This is a genomic window from Bacillus sp. X1(2014), assembly GCF_007678255.1.
Genome location: NZ_VEED01000006.1, coordinates 249936 through 267813 on the forward strand (window position 1 = coordinate 249936; position 17878 = coordinate 267813).

At 39.4% G+C, this 17878-nt stretch carries 17 protein-coding genes; 6 read left to right on the top strand and 11 right to left on the bottom strand.

Annotation, left to right across the window (positions count from 1 at the left end):
- Positions 1–18: 18 nt before the first annotated feature.
- The 5 genes from FS608_RS14290 to dapA form a co-directional block, all read right to left on the bottom strand.
- Positions 19–1146, bottom strand: coding sequence for a glycerate kinase (locus FS608_RS14290; protein WP_144551945.1), 1128 nt, complete (start codon positions 1144–1146; stop codon positions 19–21).
- Between the two features lie 77 nt (positions 1147–1223).
- Positions 1224–2576: a glucarate dehydratase gene (gene gudD, locus FS608_RS14295; RefSeq protein ID WP_144551948.1), complete on the bottom strand. Its 1353-nt coding sequence runs from the start codon at positions 2574–2576 to the stop codon at positions 1224–1226.
- A gap of 160 nt (positions 2577–2736) precedes the next feature.
- A complete protein-coding gene (gene garR, locus FS608_RS14300) occupies positions 2737–3654 on the bottom strand; it encodes a 2-hydroxy-3-oxopropionate reductase (RefSeq protein WP_260871690.1) in 918 nt (305 codons plus the stop codon).
- Positions 3655–3667: 13 nt separating this feature from the next.
- Positions 3668–4993 carry a gluconate:H+ symporter gene (locus tag FS608_RS14305; protein WP_144551953.1) on the bottom strand — a complete coding sequence of 442 codons (1326 nt, stop codon included), beginning with the start codon at positions 4991–4993 and terminating at the stop codon, positions 3668–3670.
- 26 nt (positions 4994–5019) lie between these two features.
- On the bottom strand, positions 5020–5916 hold the full coding sequence (gene dapA, locus FS608_RS14310) for a 4-hydroxy-tetrahydrodipicolinate synthase (protein ID WP_144551956.1): 897 nt from the start codon (positions 5914–5916) through the stop codon (positions 5020–5022).
- Positions 5917–6492: 576 nt separating this feature from the next.
- Here dapA and FS608_RS14315 point away from each other — a divergent pair.
- On the top strand, positions 6493–7536 hold the full coding sequence (locus FS608_RS14315; protein WP_144551959.1) for a CdaR family transcriptional regulator: 1044 nt from the start codon (positions 6493–6495) through the stop codon (positions 7534–7536).
- Positions 7537–7596: 60 nt separating this feature from the next.
- On the opposite strand, the gene FS608_RS14320 is transcribed toward FS608_RS14315, so the two are convergent.
- Entirely contained in the window at positions 7597–8928 is a 1332-nt protein-coding gene (locus tag FS608_RS14320; RefSeq protein WP_144551963.1) for a hypothetical protein, read from the bottom strand.
- Positions 8929–9081: 153 nt separating this feature from the next.
- On the opposite strand from FS608_RS14320, the gene FS608_RS30285 reads away from it, so the two are divergent.
- Positions 9082–9228: a hypothetical protein gene (locus FS608_RS30285; protein WP_186328731.1), complete on the top strand. Its 147-nt coding sequence runs from the start codon at positions 9082–9084 to the stop codon at positions 9226–9228.
- Between the two features lie 177 nt (positions 9229–9405).
- On the opposite strand, the gene hprK is transcribed toward FS608_RS30285, so the two are convergent.
- A complete protein-coding gene (gene hprK / locus FS608_RS14325) occupies positions 9406–10341 on the bottom strand; it encodes an HPr(Ser) kinase/phosphatase (RefSeq protein WP_144551965.1) in 936 nt (311 codons plus the stop codon).
- A 126-nt stretch (positions 10342–10467) separates the two neighbouring features.
- Positions 10468–11655 carry an amidohydrolase gene (locus FS608_RS14330; protein WP_144551968.1) on the bottom strand — a complete coding sequence of 396 codons (1188 nt, stop codon included), beginning with the start codon at positions 11653–11655 and terminating at the stop codon, positions 10468–10470.
- Between the two features lie 254 nt (positions 11656–11909).
- Between FS608_RS14330 and FS608_RS14335 the strand changes: the two genes are divergently transcribed.
- Together FS608_RS14335 and tatC are read left to right on the top strand one after the other, a co-directional pair.
- Positions 11910–12107 carry a twin-arginine translocase TatA/TatE family subunit gene (locus FS608_RS14335; RefSeq protein ID WP_026568093.1) on the top strand — a complete coding sequence of 66 codons (198 nt, stop codon included), beginning with the start codon at positions 11910–11912 and terminating at the stop codon, positions 12105–12107.
- Between the two features lie 63 nt (positions 12108–12170).
- Positions 12171–12893 (top strand): twin-arginine translocase subunit TatC, encoded by a 723-nt coding sequence (gene tatC, locus FS608_RS14340; protein WP_144551971.1) that lies wholly within the window; start codon positions 12171–12173, stop codon positions 12891–12893.
- 136 nt (positions 12894–13029) lie between these two features.
- Here the strand turns inward: tatC and FS608_RS14345 are convergent, their stop codons facing one another.
- Both FS608_RS14345 and FS608_RS14350 read right to left on the bottom strand, forming a co-directional pair.
- Entirely contained in the window at positions 13030–14472 is a 1443-nt protein-coding gene (locus FS608_RS14345) for an alkaline phosphatase PhoX (protein ID WP_144551974.1), read from the bottom strand.
- A 171-nt stretch (positions 14473–14643) separates the two neighbouring features.
- Positions 14644–15807: a Gfo/Idh/MocA family protein gene (locus FS608_RS14350; protein ID WP_144551977.1), complete on the bottom strand. Its 1164-nt coding sequence runs from the start codon at positions 15805–15807 to the stop codon at positions 14644–14646.
- Positions 15808–16048: 241 nt separating this feature from the next.
- Here FS608_RS14350 and FS608_RS14355 point away from each other — a divergent pair, with 241 nt between their 5' ends.
- Positions 16049–16822, top strand: coding sequence for an IclR family transcriptional regulator (locus FS608_RS14355; protein ID WP_144551980.1), 774 nt, complete (start codon positions 16049–16051; stop codon positions 16820–16822).
- Between the two features lie 311 nt (positions 16823–17133).
- A complete protein-coding gene (locus FS608_RS30290; protein ID WP_186328732.1) occupies positions 17134–17292 on the top strand; it encodes a hypothetical protein in 159 nt (52 codons plus the stop codon).
- Between the two features lie 61 nt (positions 17293–17353).
- On the opposite strand, the gene FS608_RS14360 is transcribed toward FS608_RS30290, so the two are convergent.
- On the bottom strand, positions 17354–17863 hold the full coding sequence (locus FS608_RS14360) for a hypothetical protein (RefSeq protein WP_144551984.1): 510 nt from the start codon (positions 17861–17863) through the stop codon (positions 17354–17356).
- Positions 17864–17878: the final 15 nt, after the last annotated feature.

The window sequence follows — 17878 nt, forward strand, 5'->3', positions numbered from 1 at the left end:
TTAGCAGCGTTCGGTTTACTATATTTTCAATACACGGCATACATTTTCTGCCGCAAAAGCTAAGTTTTCTTCCCCACATTCGAGTGCCTCCTCTAATGTAGTCACACCCTTTAAGATCCCAATAATGGCAGTAAACCCGTTGTCGTACAGGGACTCCACTCCATTGCCAATTCGGCCAGCAAACGCAATCACCGGAACAGAATATTTTTCAGCGATCGCAGCAACGCCATAAGGTGTTTTACCAAACAAAGTCTGGCCATCAATGCTGCCTTCTCCTGTAAAAACGTAGTCTGCTCCCTTGACTTGCTCCTCAAGGCCGGTATACTCAATGACTAGATCAATTCCCTTTTTAAGCTGGGCATTTAAAAAAGCCAATAACCCCGCACCAAGTCCGCCTGCAGCTCCAGCACCATCCAAATGGGCAATATCTTCACCTAATTGTTTTTTAATCACATCAGCAAAATGTGCTAAATTTTGGTCAAGAATTCTTACCATTTCCGGGGTTGCTCCTTTTTGGGGACCAAAAATAGCTGATGCCCCATTGTCGCCAATTAATGGATTGGTGACATCACAGGCAACATCCATTTGCACGGTTTTAATCCGTTCATCTAAACAGCTCATGTCAATGGAATGTAGTCGATGTAACGCTCCACCGCCAAACGGCAGTTCATTTCCATCTTGATCCTTAAATGAAACTCCCAGTGCCTGCAGCATTCCTGCCCCTCCATCATTGGTGGCACTTCCGCCAATTCCAATCAGGAACCGCCTTACACCTTTGTCTAAAGCATGTTTGATTAATTGACCTGTTCCATAAGTTGTTGTCAGTAACGGGTTTCTTTCTTTTGGTTTGATTAATTCAAGTCCACTTGCACTGGCCATCTCAATCACGGCCGTTTGTCCTTCGCCTAAAAGACCATATTCCGCAATTACTTTTTCTCCTAATGGACCAATGACGTCTGTCTTTATGATTTCTCCGTTTGTCATACTTACTAGGGAATCTACTGTTCCTTCTCCGCCATCAGCCATGGGAACAATGACGCATTCTGCGTTAGGAAAAACAGCTTTCACCCCTTTTTCCATTGCAAGGGCAGCCTTCTTCGCCGTCATACTTTCTTTAAATGAATCAGGCGCTAACACAAACTTCATAATAATCTGTCCTTTACATTTAGTGAGTTCTTTTATTTTGAAAAGAGAAGGGTTATATTAAGCCACCCCTAAATTTTTTAACGAACAAGGCAAGGACGTTTGTTATCAAATTTCCAGCCAGGGATGTAGAACTGCATACCGACTGAGTCGTCACGTGAGTTAAGTCCCATATTATTATATACTTCATGTGCCTTCAAGATTTGGTCCATATCTACTTCAACACCTAAACCAGGCTTATCTGGAATCGCTAGGTGCCCATCCACGATTTGGAATGGATCCTTCGTTAAACGCTCAATTCCTTCCTGCCAAATCCAGTGTGTATCGATAGCTGTAATTTCACCAGGAGCTGCCGCAGCCACATGAGTAAACATTGCAAGTGAGATATCAAAGTGGTTATTGGAGTGAGATCCCCAAGTTAGTCCCCAATCATTACACATTTGTGCTACACGTACAGAGCCTTGCATCGTCCAGAAGTGTGGGTCAGCAAGCGGAATATCAACTGATTGCAGTGAAATCGTATGGCCCATTTGACGCCAGTCCGTCGCGATCATATTCGTTGCTGTAGGAAGACCTGTTTGTCTTCTGAATTCTGCCATAACTTCACGGCCTGAGTAGCCATTTTCCGCACCGCATGGATCTTCTGCATAGGTTAGAATGCCATGCATATCCTTACAAAGCTCAACCGCTTCTTTTAATGACCAAGCACCATTTGGATCAAGGGTAATTCTTGCATCAGGGAATCTTTCTTTTAGTGCTTTAATCGCTTTGATCTCTTCTTTCCCATCCAAAACGCCGCCTTTTAGCTTAAAGTCTTTAAAGCCATAAAGCGCTTGTGATGCCTCCGCTAGACGTACAACTGCTTCAGGGGTTAACGCTTCTTCATGGCGGATTCGGTACCATTCGACTTCAGAATCCGGATTGCCGTAATAAGGTAAATCCGTCCGATTACGGTCGCCAATATAGAACAAATATCCAAGTGTTTTTACTTTATCACGCTGCTGGCCTTCACCAAGAAGAGCGGCAACAGGAACATTTAAATGCTTTCCTAATAGATCAAGCAGGGCAGCCTCAATCGCAGTAACGGCGTGAATCGTAATTCGTAAGTCAAATGTTTGTAAACCACGGCCAGCTGAATCACGGCCGGCAAATTCTTTTCTTATTTTATTTAAGATATTGTTATAGTTACCGATTGATGAGCCGACTACAATAGCTCTTGCATCTTCAAGCGTTTTACGGATGCTTTCGCCGCCCGGTACTTCACCAACACCGACATTACCATTGCTGTCCTTTAAAATCACAATGTTTCTAGTAAAATAGGCACCGTGTGCGCCGCTAAGGTTTAATAACATACTGTCACGGCCGGCAACAGGATATACTTCCATTTCTGTAACAACTGGAGTAGCATTTATCACTTTCTCAACTGTTTTCATGGGGATATCTCCAATCAAAATGATTTAGTTTTTGGCTGTGTTAAACTTATCCGTTGATTGCAGCCCCAATCAACAAATAAATTTAACACAGCCTTGTTTTTAAAAGGAGAGAACGCAGAATTCTACCATGCCACGTTCTCTATAGTATTTTTCCAATGAATTATCGTGAAATTTCGACATTCGCTAATTTTTCATAGTATTTTAATAGACTGCTATGGTCATCGAACTCATGACCGTCTACTTTCAATTGATACATCATTTCAAGAACAGCTGCAGTTAATGGAGCTGGGGCGCCGAACTCATGGCTAGTTTCCAACGCATTTGTTAAGTCTTTAATGTGTAAGTTGATACGGAAACCTGGGTTGAAGTTACGATCTAACATCATTGGTGCTTTTGCATCTAATACCGTACTTCCAGCTAGACCGCCGCGGATAGCTTGATAGACAGCTTCTGGATTAACTCCAGCTTTTTGAGCTAGTACAAATGCTTCAGACACAGCCGCAATGTTTAATGCGACGATGACTTGGTTTGCAAGCTTTGTTACATTACCTGCACCAATTTCACCTACGTGGACAACTGATCCAGCCATGGCGTCTAAAACCTCTTGCACTTCTTCAAATACTTCTTTCTTACCGCCAACCATAACAGAAATCGTACCATCAATTGCCTTTGGCTCTCCACCGCTAACAGGAGCATCTAGCATTTCTACGCCCTTTTCAACTAATGCACGATAGACTTCTTGAGAAGCAGCCGGTGCGATGGAACTCATGTCAATATAGATTAATCCTTCACGTGCACCTTCGATCAGTCCGTTTTCTCCTAGTGCAACAGCTTTTACGTTTGGAGAGTTTGGAAGCATAGTGATGACGATATCTGCTTTTTCAGCAATTGCTTTTGGAGTTGTTTCTACTTCTGCACCTAATTGTTCAAGTTCGTGTACAGCCTCTTTATTAAAGTCACTAACGATTAACTGGTAACCAGCTTTGATCAAGTTTTTACTCATAGGCTTACCCATAATTCCTAGTCCAATAAATCCAATTTTCTTCATTTCTACTTCACTCCTACAGTTTTTTTTTATTAAAAAGAAGTTATTATCCTACAAACATATTCAAAAGTAACACACCGATTAAACCAATGATGGCAAGTGCGGTTGTATAAGTTGTTCTTATTTTTATTGCTTGAGGTACCGATAAATTGAGGTATTCCTTAAACATCCAGAAGCCTGGGTCAGTTACGTGAGAGAAAGCAATACTTCCGCATGTAACGGCAAGTGTCATTAACTCCATGCTAATTCCTGATGCTTGAGCAATAGGAAGTACTACCCCAGAAGCTGTCATAACGGCAACCGTTGCTGAACCAAGAGCAATACGTAAGAGAGCCGCAATGATCCAAGCAAGCACGATTGGAGACATGTTCCAATCAGCTGTGATATCCTTGATATAATCGGCAATTCCACCATCAACAAGTACTTGCTTAAATGCGCCGCCTGCGCCAATAACCAAAATGATCATTGCCATTGGCTTAACTGCATTGGAACAAGACTGCATAACATCTTTTAATGGACGGCCAATTTTTGGTCCTAATAGCCACATAGAGATTAAGAGAGCAATTAATAAGGCCATTTCAGATGAACCGAAGAAATCCATTGCGTGCCTAAATTTGTTACCTTCTGGTAAAAACACAGTTGAGAAAGCATCAATGGCCATTAGTATTACTGGAATAAGAGCAACGAAAATACTTGATCCAAAGGATGGCATTTCTTCTTCTTTAAACGTTTTGTTCGTAACAATCCCTTCAGGAATGGCTGGATTAATTTTTTTAATAAATGGCAATCTAGTCCAAGTAAGGGCGATAAAAGTAGCCGCAGGTATAGCAATGATTAAACCGTATAAAAGAGTCAATCCCATGTCGGCATGGAAGACGTCAGCAACTGCTGCTGGTCCAGGGTGTGGCGGAAGAAAACTGTGACAGGTTGATAACCCGATTGACATCGGTAAAGCAACCCATAATAGATTTAATTTTGTTTGACGTGCAATAACAAATACTAGTGGAATTAATAAGACAAACGCTACTTCAAAGAACATCGTTATGCCAAGCACAAATGCAGCAATTAATATAGAAATTTGAATCCGTTTAATTCCCATTTTGTCTACTAAACTCGTAGCAATACGCTGTGCTGCTCCCGCATCAGCCATTACGGTTCCAAGCATGGCGCCAATACCAACAATAAGGGCCGTGCCGCCCAATTGGCCTCCAAGGCCATCACCGATGGTTTCCCAAATTTGATCCAGCGGCATTCCCACGAGGAGACCGACAAATATAGAAGACAAGAGAAGGGCTATGAACCCATTCATTTTTAGAGGAATCATTAAAACTAGTAAAAGGACAACTGCTAAGGCAACATACAATAATGGCATGTTATTTCTTCCTTCCCTTTAGGAAATTAATAAATTTGATAAAGTTCTAGATCCTTTAAAACATTTTCTAAGATTGTCTTACTTTCTGGATTCATCTCTGCTGCAGGCGCAAATGCATAACCCACATCAATTCCTACCATTCTTAAACCTTCTTTTAATACAACAGGGAATGTTGCTTTGTCCACCGCTAAGCGTAATGGAGCAAGTTTAAACTGCAATTCTAGTGATTTTTGATAGTCGCCAGCCACAAATGTATTGTAAATATCTGCTACTAATTTAGGAGCAATATTTCCTGTGCTTGCGATCGCACCAGTGGCACCGTGACATAAACCAGCATAAATGAGCGTGTCTCGTCCAAGTAATATGGAAAAAGATTCGCGAGGAGTCACTCGTAAGTACTCAGCCGTTTTCGTCATATCACCGCTCGAGTCTTTAATTCCAATAATGTTGTCAACCTTACTAAGTTCTTCGCACGTCTTTACATCAATTTTCACTTGGGTACGCGCTTCATTACCATAAAGAATAACTGGCAGATTTGTTGACTTGGCGATTGCTTTAAAGTGCTCAGCTAACTCTGTTTGGGTTGGTGACATAAAGTACGGAGTAAGGACAGATAGTGCTGATACACCGCCAATTTCTTCAACCATTTGAGCTGTTTGGATACAGTCTCTCGTTGTAATCTCACTGGCTCCGCAATAAACTGGCACTCTTCCAGCTGTATGATCGACTGTGACTTCCACAACCCGGCGCTTTTGCTCTGGTGTTAACCCGTAAATTTCACCGCTGCTCCCTAGAATGAATAAACCATGAACACCGCCTGCGATTGTGTAATCAATTACTTTTCTTAAAGCATCTTCCATCAAGTTACCATTTCGATCTAAAGGTGTGACTAATGCGGGAATGACCCCTTTTGGCTTAAACATTGATTTAACTCCTCCTCGCTCTACATTTTTTACAAATTTCCTGAAACTCCATTAAGTTTGTCAAAATTGTGAACTACTTCACATAGTTTTTTTTTGAAAAAGATTATTATTTTGATTAGCACTATTTCTAACTTAGTAATCTAATAATAACCTCTTGGCGTGACCATTTATGCGAAAGTTGTTACAAATAATAGACATGTGATAATGGAGTACATTTAACGATTAACTGATGTTATGTTTATTTGTGAATTTCTTCACATGTCTATTGTAAACGGCTTCGGTGTAAATATCTTCATTCAATTTGCTAAAGTATATCGATACTTTTTTAGGCAAATGAACAAGAGGATTATGGTTTTATAAATGTTTAAAATTGTCAAGATAGCTCATGTGATCGTTTTATTACAATAAATCAAACATATTTTAAACTTTTTATCATTTCTAGTAACCGTTTACATTTTTATTGTATAATTGTCTTACAAATAAATCAATCATTCAAATTACTAAGAAACCTTATTATTTTTTAGGCAAACTTACAAATCATTTATTAACCCTTTATTCCTAAAGGAGGAACGGCATATGAAAATAAATAGAGCTCTCGCCCAAGAGATTGCGGATAAAGTAATGATGGTTATTCCTTATAATGTAAACATCATGGATGAAGTGGGGATGATTATTGGAAGTGGGAACGCCAATCGAATCGGCACCTTTCATCAAGGGGCCATCTCTGCAGTTGAACGTGGAACGATTGTTTCCATTTATGATTCAGAAGGCTCTTCAAAGCCAGGTGTTAATATCCCATTCCATTTCAAGCAGGAAATAATCGGGGTAATTGGAATTAGCGGAGAACCTACGATTGTTGAACCTTTTGCTGAGTTAGTCCGTGTTACGGCGGAATTATTAATTAATCAGGAATTTTTGTTTAGAGAACGCAGAATACAAGAGCAAATGAAGGAAGAGTTTTTATATCAGTGGGTATTTCGACTAGATGAATATGATGCAGCTTTTATCAATAATGGGGAGGCTATTGGCATCAATCTTAAATTGGAAAGAAAGGCCATTATCGTGAAGGGGGAAACGATAAAAGAACCATATTTGAAAGAGCAAGAATTTACATTCAAACTGAATAAATCTAATGTTTTATTCATTTTGCCAACTGATAGTGATCTCTTAAAACGATTAGAACCGATGATTACCCAGCAGAGTACTAAAATTGGAATCAGCGATAGCAGTACGCATGTAGCAAAATCCGTTCACGAAGCAAAGCGAGCAATTGATATCGCAGAAAAACTAGGAATGCCCGCCACTTGCTGCTATTATCAGGAGCTAAAGTTTATTGATTATTTGACCAATAAAGATCAGTCTTTTAGCGAAATTAGTCATTTTTTTCAGGAGCTTGAGATTACTCCAAAAGGCCAAGAACTTATTGAAACACTTCTTTGCTATATAAAAAACAGCGGGGATATGAATGCCATATCCAAGGAACTTCATATCCATCGGAACAGTTTAGCTTATCGTTTACAAAGGATTGAAATATTGACAAACAAAAATCCAAAAAAATTCACAGATTTATTTCAACTCTATACTGGTTATGTCATTCATAAAATGCAAGATTCAGAGTAAAAGTTGTCTTTGCATAAAAAATCAGCCTATGTGAAGGCTGATTTTTTTTGAATCTATCTTTCAACCAATATATGAAATTATGACAATTCCAATTAGAGCAAAGATTGATAGATGAAGTCCATTCGCACGCAGTCCTGTTTGGACACCTGAAATTCCAGAAAAACGGCTGACCATTAAGTTCAAACCTGAGAATGGGCTTAAAGCAGTTGAGATCGACCAGACAAGTAAAAGAAGTAGCGCAAGTCCTATATTACTCATCCCTAACTCGGCCGCATTTAATTGCATGGCTAAGGCGCCCACCGCAGCAATCTGGTGAATTCCAATATAAGTGATACATAAGACAATCAGCATTACAGCCAAAGCAAATAAGATAAATGATTGGTGTGCCAATTGGCTGAGGAAGGAACTCACTCCATTGGCAGCTTTGGTTCCTTTCAAAGCAAAGGCTAGCATGCCGGCACTCATAAATAACATAATTTCATTATTCAGCATGGGTACGGTTCGGTCGCGAAAATCTATAATTGGCGGGATCAGCTTTTTCCACTCTTTAGTCACAGCCCCAAATAAGACGGGGATAAGGATGGAAACTAGGCATACAATAACAATCATCGACCAATGGGTCAATATCTCAATGATCAAACAAGAACCCATCAGGATGACCACAAATAATACTAACGTAATCAGCTGATTACGATGTGATTTTTCCAATGGTACCACCGGCGCCAGCTCATCTGCGAGAGGATGTGCTTTCTCCCAGAAGGCAAACAAAATATTCCCTACTAATAAAGACAGTAACGATAAACCGATACCATAAGCGATATAGTCTTTATACGAAATATTTAAATAAAGAAGGACCAGTGACACAGACCCAAAATATGGGGACCACAAGATTGCCGTGGTAAATCCAACATGATAGCTTTTTGCAGACATGAGGGACGGAAGCTTTATTTCTTCCAAAAATTCATGAATGATTCGAACGGAACCTAAGTTTAAGATTGGCGCTAATAAAAAAAGCGTACCAGTTATTCCTGCATACAGCCTTTTTGGCTGGTGCAATAAATTACGTAAGAGAAAAGCAATGGATTCAAAGTAACCACCTAATCTTAATGGAATGGATAATAATGGTGCCAAGGTCAGCAGGCAAAGCAAAGGCAGAATTAAAAGGATCCCATCACTTATTCCTTCTACACCAGTCCCTTTTTTCCATTCAATCACTAATCCAGCCGTCATCATGAAAATACCGAGCCAGCGTGGAAAGGGGTTTGCCTTAAAGGCACTGCTCATAAAAGCGGCTAAGGAAAGTCCAACTACCACAAATTGAAGCCATTCAATCCCTAAGAAATACTGAATTAAAAATAATACACACATCCCCAAAATAAGATAACTCCGCATTAAAACCTCTCCCTGACTGAATATGGGGAAAAAATCTCCTATTCGTTTTTTTAATTTTCATATGAATTCCACTAAGAAGTCAATTTAATTTTCTGTGACCTCTGAGTATTTTTTCCTTTTTTACCCAAACTAAATATAAAGAGGTGATGAATAATGGAAAAAGAGCTTTCAAATGGAAAAAAGAATGACGATGTGAAAAGTTCAACAATATACGAAGAAGTGAAAAGAAAGAATATAATGGACTGGGGAATAATTGAAACTGCAGAAAGCGTCATGCCAAATAAAACTCGGGAAAGTTAATCCGAGTTTTTTATTTTTACTAGTTCAACTCTCGGCCGGATGGGAGAGGAAAAGGTCATCATCAAGCCAATGATAACCAACTTTCCGCATGATGGAAGAGGAAAAGGTCATCATCAATGCTGATGATGACCAAATCTCTTAAACAACGGTTTCTCTAACAAACTATTACTTAAATCGTTATTCCATATCAGAGTTTACAATATCGGCTTCAATCCTGCTCATGAACTCTTCCGCTGCACTGTATCCTTGCTGCTTTAAATACCAGTTATTTGCTGCTGCTTCAATTAACCCCGCCACATCACGTCCAGGCTGGAGCTGAATTTCCATTGATGGAATCTTAACACCCATATAGTCTGTATAGTGGAACTCCTGATCCAAATCATTATATAAGGCATCCTTTTCCCATTTAGTTAAATGAATATCAAGAGCAATACGGGTTTCATCTTGAAAAGCCTTACGGCCGTATAAGCGAACCACATTCAACAAGCCGATACTACGAAGTGCCAAAAACTCCTTGGTTTTCCCATCATGAGTACCCAAAATGGTTTGCGGACTAAGCTTCTTTAGGACAATAATATCATCCGACACCAGCCGATGTCCCCGGCGAATTAACGTGTGGGCCGTCTCACTTTTTCCTACCCCTGAATTCCCGCGAAGTAAGATTCCAATACCAGACACATTCATACAAACTCCATGCACAGCGATTTCTGGTGCTAATTCCTTTACTAAAAATGCATCCAATTTGGTAATAAATTCTGATGTTATCTCAGGTTTATTCGTCAATAACAAGGGAATACCCTGTTCAACACAATGATGGGTTAAATAGGTAAGTCCTTCTTCGCCCGCTGTAACGATAAAACATGGCGGATGATAATGAACAATATTTCCAATTCGTATTCTACGTTCCTCTTTACTTAACTTATGTAAATAAGTAATTTCCTTTTTTCCTAAAATTTGAACTCGTTCTGTTGGAAAAAAATCAAAATGGCCTACAAATTCCAAGCCTGGGCGATGAACCCGTGATTGCGTAATCATTTTCTGCAGTTGATCTTCACCGGCCAGTACTTTCAATGAAAACTTCCGAACCAAGTTTTCAACTGTTATTTTTTTCACCCTATACTCACCGTCCTAATAGTCTTCCTATAGTTGAATTATACTGAAGAATAATAGAACAGTCATCCATTTACGAACGAATTCCTGAAAGTATGGATTAAATCAAACACCTCTCCACTAGGGAAATCAATCTAACTCATAGTACCCGCAAACTACATAGCCTACTGATTTAGCGGCAACGATCAGCGCTTCTTCATCAATATCAAATTTTGGATTATGATTGAAATATGGCTTTTCCACACCTTTTGGCGTACATCCAATATAAAAATAACAGCCTGGGATTTTTTCTAAATAATAAGCAAAGTCATCAGATGGTGACATCATAGGGAACGGAGCAACTTGCTTAATATCTGGATCATTTGCATTTTCCAAGCTTTCTTTCACTGCTAAAGTTACCTCTGGGTTATTATAAAGTGGCGGATAGTCAGACGTATAGGTTAATTCGCATTGTACACCAAATTCAGCTTCAATTCCCTTAACAATCCTGCGTAATTCCTTCTCAATGACTTCCTTTGTTTCCCCAGTCATGTAGCGGATATCACCTTCTAATTCAACACAATCCTTTATGACATTGAAGGTACCCTTTCCATCAAAGGAACCAATTGTAATAACTCCCATATCAAATGGATTTAATCGGCGGCTGATAATGGTTTGCACAGCTGTAACAAAATGAGCGCCAGCGACGATAGCATCATTTGCCGTGTGTGGGGAAGAGCCGTGTCCGCCAACACCTTGAATCCTCAGTTTAAAATATGATCTTCCGGCCATCGAAAAACCACTGTGGAAGCCCACATGACCAGCAGGAGCCATGGGAAGTAAGTGAATCCCAAAAATGTTTTCAACATCGGCAAGCACCCCGGAGTCAACGATACTTTTGGCACCGCCCGGCGGCACTTCCTCTGCATGCTGGTGAATAATTTTGATGGTGCCTGGTATTTCATCTTTTAATTGAATAAGGCAATCCGCAAGAATCATTAAATAGGCCGTGTGCCCGTCATGAGCGCAGGCATGCATGACACCTTTATTCTTAGATTTGAAGGGCAACCCTGTTTCCTCCAGAATCGGAAGGGCATCAAAGTCAGCACGAAGAGCAATCGTTTTCCCTGGCTTTCCACCCTTAATTGTTATGATAATCCCAAGACCATTCCCAACATTGGACTGAATCTCTACATTCTTTTCCTCATAAAAATCTAAAATATATTGTGCCGTTTTTTCTTCTTGAAAGGAAACTTCAGGATTTTCATGTAGATAACGGCGAATTTGAATCATTTCATCTTTCCGTGCTTCTAACATCTCCATTAATCGTTTCTTCATTTTCAAATGCCCCCAATATTTTACTATTCCAAAGATGCTAACTCTTCCATTCCAATCATGTTCTTAGCATGTCCTTTTTGAGTATTATTTTTCCATTATTTTCAAAGACAAAATTAATCATTAATTTACAATTCTTTACACACCCTTAATTAACATAGGAATAGTAGTAACCTATAATCATAGGTGGAGATGAAAATTTACTAGCGCTTTACAGGCAACAAAGGAAAAAACAAATTAAAGGAGGAAATTTTTAAATGCTGCAAAATATTGGAATACCTGGTTTGATTCTTATTCTTGTCATCGCCTTAATCATTTTCGGCCCTTCAAAATTACCAGAACTAGGCCGAGCTGTTGGCTCAACATTAAAGGAATTCAAAAAATCCACAAGAGATTTAGTTTCCGACGAAGAGCCCGTAAAAACACAGCACAAAAAAGAAGAGAAGGCGATATAATCCAAATCATTTTTTAAGAGGATGTAAGGAGGCTTGCATCTTCTTTTTCATAAGGAGGCCCCGATGAAAAACCACGATATGGCTCTTATTGGTCATTTTGAAGAATTACGCAAACGTCTTATTTTCGTCCTCGGAACCTTTATCCTGCTCTTCATTTTATCCTTTATCTATGTGGAGGATATTTATAACTGGCTAGTGAGGGACTTGGAAGTAAAGCTGGCCATATTAGGACCAAGCGACATTTTATGGGTCTATATGATCCTATCAAGTGTTGCAGCAATTGCGGGAACTATCCCAATGGCCGCCTATCAAACTTGGTTGTTTGTCCGTCCCGCTTTGAAAGAAACAGAACGTAAAGTAACGCTGGCATATATTCCGGCTCTATTCCTACTATTTATTTTCGGGATTTGCTTCGGCTATTTTGTCATTTTTCCTACGGTTTTTCAATTCCTCCTCTCGATGTCAGAGGAAATGTTTATGACCTTCTTTACAACAGAAAAGTACTTTATGTTTTTAATTCATATGACGCTGCCATTTGGGTTTTTATTCGAACTGCCAGTGATTATTATGTTCCTAACAAGTGTCGGAGTGCTAAACCCCTATCGATTGCAAAAGATTCGAAAATACGCCTATTTTGTCCTAATTTTAATCGCAATCTTCATCACCCCGCCGGATTTTCTATCAGACATCTTGGTAGTCATCCCCCTGATTTTCCTATATGAATGCAGTGTTGTATTATCAAGGGTCGTTTATCGACGAAAACAACAATTGAATCTAGCGGCATAAAATGAACAAAAAGTCTTAGACAATGTGCTAAGACTTTTTTTATGCAACGGTCCATCATCGTTAGCTATGTATATATCAAAAAGATGTAAACTAGACACGAGGCTTGTTTACATCTTTTTATAGATTCATATAAAGTTTAAATTTTGAGTCCGTGGCGCTCGAATGCTGCGGCTTCAAGAACAGACATCCCGTTCCGCTCAGCAAACGCAACCAGCTTGTCAGAAACTTGTGGTGCAAATTGCTTTGAAGGAGTAGAGTAGGACATTTCCCTTGCACGTGCCGCGTTGTGGCGTTGGAAAGGGCCCCAGATGGCAAAGGTTTTGCCCGGGCTTTGAATATTGACAAAAAGCGTGTTTCCGTCAGGCGAGAAAGTAGGGCCTGTCATTTCAGATCCATTTAGGCGATTGTGGGCAAAAGGATAGATTTTGCCTTCCGGTGTAATCCCCATAAGTCGATCGTCACCTGCTCCATCTTCCACGAACCAGAGGTCACCCCATGGAGTCATGGCAATATTATCTGGAGATTCCATGTCTTTTGCATCAGTTGCTTCATAGAAAAGCTCCAAGGTATTAGTATGTGGAATATAGCGGTATATGCGTCCAAGACTTTTTTCACCAGCAGAGCTGTCATCAAACCAAAAAACACCCGCTTGGAAGAATGCTCCCTCTAATTTTTTAAATTCAATACAGCCTTGTGCCTTGGCATCCTCACGGCATAAATGAGGATCTAGTTCCTTCCAGACAATCTTAAAGGTTTGCCCTGTTTTAAAGGTACTTGCTGATGGTCCATCTACCTCTTCAATCGCCGCCGCATAAAGCTTTCCGCCTTTTTGCAGGGCACCCGGCTGTTGGGTGGTGTCATTTGGGATAAAACGATAGAAATAACTTGGGGATGCATCCTCCGTCAAGTAAACATATCCTGTCGCTGGATCAATCGCACAGGCTTCATGAGAAAAGCGTCCCATATCCTTAATTGGGGTTCTCGACATTTCATTCTCCGGCTGCTGCGGGTCCACTTCGAATACATATCCATGTGTCGTAGTACGTGTTTCTTCACAAGTCAGCCAGGTACCCCAAGGTGTTGCTCCTCCTGCACAATTTCGAATGGTACCTGAAGAGGTTACATATTCTTTAATGACGTTTCGATTTGGACCTACAACTAGAGCAGTTGTACCTCCTGCAGATGCGGCATCATATGGCTTGGTGCCAATCACCGGATTTGCTGCACCATTGCTTAATTCATGATTACGTACAAGAATGGTGGTATTGTTAGGTCCTTCAAAAGCTGCCATTCCATCAAAAGCGCCAGGTATTTTTCCGCCATTTGTCAGTTGACCGCCCTCTTCAGAGATAATTTTGTAATGGAATCCTTTTGGAAGATCAAGAATTCCATTCGGATCCGGTACCAAAGGGCCATACCCGCCAAAACCACTCGTTGGATTATTGGTCGTATCCGCAAATGCTTTTGAACCCAGTGCTAATACTCCCGTTGATCCAAGGGTAAGGGCGAGCGTGCTCATTCCACCTACTTTTAAGAAATTGCGTCGATTCATGCCATTATTAGATACTTGATTATCCATAAAATTAATATTCCTCCTTATTTATGCTTATCTAACTATTTATAGTGTAACTAGCAAACTTTAAGGATTAATGGAAATTATGTAAGGATTAGGTAAATATGATTAAAGAATTGTAAAAATACTCTAAAGGGCTAAATGAAAATGACTTTAATAAATTGTTGATTTCCTTTGCTAATGTGTCCCTCTGACATCTAATGTAGTGTTAGTTACATGCTTTTTCACAAATGTTGAATTGTTGATTTTTCCTTGCAATTTTTCATAAAAAAGGTCTGGGTCACTTGGCAATACTACCGCTTCGTTTAACCATGAGGATAAATAGATGGCATTTGAAATTTCGAGTGCTTTCACACCCTCTTCACCTGGTGAAAGTAAGGGTGAATTCTTAACAATTGCATCAATCCAGTTTTGAATAATGGCTGCATGATTGGCATTATCACTTTTCACAGGAATTTCGATTCTTTGGAAATCAGGCTGGCCAAATCCCCCTTTATAGGAAGAATTAAACTCACGCTCAGATTGTGTTAATTGGTAAAAAACAAGCTCCTCATTTTCAACAACTATTTTTCCTCGGTCTCCGACAATCTCATAGCGGTTTGTACCTGGCGCCTCTCCAGTCGAAGCAATAATGACGCCTGTCGCTCCATTTTCATATTCCAAAAATGCAGTGACATCATCCTCCACTTCAATATCATGATACTTTCCAGAATCGCTCATTGAACGAATGCGTTTTGGCATATATCCTGTTGTCCACTGCAAAACATCGATTTGGTGAAGTGCCTGATTTAATAAAACACCTCCGCCTTCTCCGTTCCATGTGGCCCTCCATTTACTAGAATCATAATAGCTCTGTGGGCGATACATATCCGTAATAATCCAATTCACCCGTTTCAATTCCCCTAGTTCGCCTGATTGAATAAGGTCTCGAATTTTTTGATAAAGCGGATTTGCCCTTTGATTATACATAATGCCAAACTTTTTCCCATAAGTTTTCGCTGCAGCATTCATTTCCAGTACATTTTTGGTATAGACGCCCGCCGGTTTTTCGATAAGGACATGCTTCCCCTTTGCAAAGGCCCTTTTGGCTAATTCCGGATGACTGTAATGCGGTGTTGCAATAAGGACAGCATCGATTTCCGATTCATTGAAAAACTCTTCTTCCTCTTTAAAAATTTTTACATTTTCATTTATATTTTCTTTAACCCATGCTATTCGGCTTTCATTACTGCTGCAAACTGCCGTTAATGCCGCTCCTTTAATTTGGCCGCTTGTCAACATTTGAACATGTAAACTCCCCATATTTCCAATCCCGATTACACCAATTTTAACTAAACTCATCTAAATCCCTCATCGATTTTTGACGTATTGTTTAACCGTTTATATAAAGAAATTCATTTGGATTTTTCATTAATTTTGCGAATAGTGAATTCACTAATTAACCACATTGTGGTACGCTTGTATCACATAATGGTTAATTTCATAATAATGAATGTTTAAATCATTTGTCAATAGATAACACACTTTTGATACTTTCAGCTGTTAGTATAAAATGAAGAAAATGGTGGAGGAGTACATACCTATGAACAACGATAATCAAGAACAAACTAAATCATTTAATGTTCAGGTGATCTCTCGTGCGGCTAAAATATTGAGGACTCTTAGAGTACATCCAAAAGGAATGAGCTTATCGCAAATTTCAAAAGAAGTAGGCATGGCCAGGTCAACGGTCCAAAGAATTGTTATGACACTAGAACAGGAGAGATTCGTGGCGGCAGCTTCTATTAATGGCGGTTACCGGCTTGGGCCTGAGATTGCCATGCTTGCTTCCGCTGTCCATAGTGATTTAAGAGAAGAAATCCGGCCATTTTTGGTAAAACTATCGCAGCAAGTCAATGAAACGGTAGATTTATCCGTTTTGGATAACGGTAAGGTGCTTTTTGTCGATCAAATTATTGCTCCGCATCCATTGCAAGCAACCTCCCAACCCGGTGCATCTTTCCCCCTGCATTGCACGGCAAACGGAAAAGCCATACTCGCCTCCATGCCTATAGATGAAGTGGCTAAACTGTTACCGGAGCACCTGCAGGATTATACTGTTAATACCATTACGAGTCGTGATGTACTGTTAAAGGAATTAGAAGTGGTTCGTAAACAAGGATTTGCATTTACAAAGGAAGAGCACATTGAGGGGATTTGTGCAGTAGGTGCGTCTATAAATGACAGCATGGGAAATTTAAGTGCTGTCTCCATTCCGCTTCCATCTACTCGCTTTTATGGGAATGAAGAAAAGCTAGCGGCTGCCCTTATCGAAACTTGTAAGTCTATAAATCAGCACTTTAAGAATAAACAATAGTGCCTGTCACTCCCCGCATATTGTCGTTGAATCCTACAAAATGCGGGTGGTGACAGGCACTTTTTTGAGTGAATACCCAATTTTTACCATATAAGTTATTTTTATTTGTAACTATAATTTTATATCATTTTATTTTTTTCCATTATTGAATTATCATTGGTATGAGCAAATGAAAGATTACTTTTTTAATTTTTAGAGTGCGGATTTCATCATGCTAAATCATCCTTGAGGTTAAACATAGCTTATAATCTTTTAGCCAAGAAGTCTGTCTGTAGGACAGAAATGATTTTCAAAAATAGGAGGAATTTTTTATGTGGATAATCACTCGTTATTTAGATTCAAATATTTCTATGTTTGAATATGAAACTGAAGATGCAGCAAGAGAGGCTCTTAAAAATATGAAGGGCAGTAAAATCCTATCTGAAGTTGTTTACTTCAATGATCCTTGTTTCCAGCAGGAAGCAGCTTAAAATATTTAAAATAGGACAAGTCGTTAGTTGTTAATTGACCTTCTAACCACTTGTCCTTTTTTTATCTGTTTTCTAAATCCCCATGCCTTCTTCCGGAATAATTTCCTGCCTTCTTAATTGATTGTTCTACAACGTACTGAAAGCCATAAATAATGATTGCTAAGAATACACAAATAAAATACCAAGTAGAATGTTTCATCTTTATAAACTTGACAATTCCGAATTTTTTTCCTATGTAAGGTAAAGGAAAGGCATTAATGATATCCAATACCATATTTGTAAGTAAGTACTTGGGAAAATTGCCAAATGTTAATTTAAAAATCCAAAGTGTTGCTACAAAATAAGGACCCAATATATATGTAAAATCGATAGGACCAGGAGAGATAGGATTTTTCGTAACCCACCATTTTTTCCTATAACAAATTAGATTAAATACACTTAAAACTAAATTGACAAAACTTGCTACAGGTAAAAACCTAAAAAAACTTTTTTTCCCCATAAAAGGAACGGTTAGCCAAGGAAGAAGTAATGTGGCTAACGAGAATGCGACTTTCGCTTTATACTTAACCATTGAGTTCCACCCTCG

What these genes read in the sequence shown, in the direction of transcription:
- FS608_RS14290 (WP_144551945.1), bottom strand. Translation starts at nt 1,146, where the DNA reads ATGAAGTTTGTGTTAGCGCCTGATTCATTTAAAGAAAGTATGACGGCG.
- gudD (WP_144551948.1), bottom strand. Translation starts at nt 2,576, where the DNA reads ATGAAAACAGTTGAGAAAGTGATAAATGCTACTCCAGTTGTTACAGAA.
- FS608_RS14305 (WP_144551953.1), bottom strand. Translation starts at nt 4,993, where the DNA reads ATGCCATTATTGTATGTTGCCTTAGCAGTTGTCCTTTTACTAGTTTTA.
- dapA (WP_144551956.1), bottom strand. Translation starts at nt 5,916, where the DNA reads ATGTTTAAGCCAAAAGGGGTCATTCCCGCATTAGTCACACCTTTAGAT.
- FS608_RS14315 (WP_144551959.1), top strand. Translation starts at nt 6,493, where the DNA reads ATGAAAATAAATAGAGCTCTCGCCCAAGAGATTGCGGATAAAGTAATG.
- FS608_RS14320 (WP_144551963.1), bottom strand. Translation starts at nt 8,928, where the DNA reads ATGCGGAGTTATCTTATTTTGGGGATGTGTGTATTATTTTTAATTCAG.
- FS608_RS30285 (WP_186328731.1), top strand. Translation starts at nt 9,082, where the DNA reads ATGGAAAAAGAGCTTTCAAATGGAAAAAAGAATGACGATGTGAAAAGT.
- FS608_RS14330 (WP_144551968.1), bottom strand. Translation starts at nt 11,655, where the DNA reads ATGAAGAAACGATTAATGGAGATGTTAGAAGCACGGAAAGATGAAATG.
- FS608_RS14335 (WP_026568093.1), top strand. Translation starts at nt 11,910, where the DNA reads ATGCTGCAAAATATTGGAATACCTGGTTTGATTCTTATTCTTGTCATC.
- tatC (WP_144551971.1), top strand. Translation starts at nt 12,171, where the DNA reads ATGAAAAACCACGATATGGCTCTTATTGGTCATTTTGAAGAATTACGC.
- FS608_RS14345 (WP_144551974.1), bottom strand. Translation starts at nt 14,472, where the DNA reads ATGGATAATCAAGTATCTAATAATGGCATGAATCGACGCAATTTCTTA.
- FS608_RS14350 (WP_144551977.1), bottom strand. Translation starts at nt 15,807, where the DNA reads ATGAGTTTAGTTAAAATTGGTGTAATCGGGATTGGAAATATGGGGAGT.
- FS608_RS14355 (WP_144551980.1), top strand. Translation starts at nt 16,049, where the DNA reads ATGAACAACGATAATCAAGAACAAACTAAATCATTTAATGTTCAGGTG.
- FS608_RS30290 (WP_186328732.1), top strand. Translation starts at nt 17,134, where the DNA reads ATGTGGATAATCACTCGTTATTTAGATTCAAATATTTCTATGTTTGAA.
- FS608_RS14360 (WP_144551984.1), bottom strand. Translation starts at nt 17,863, where the DNA reads ATGGTTAAGTATAAAGCGAAAGTCGCATTCTCGTTAGCCACATTACTT.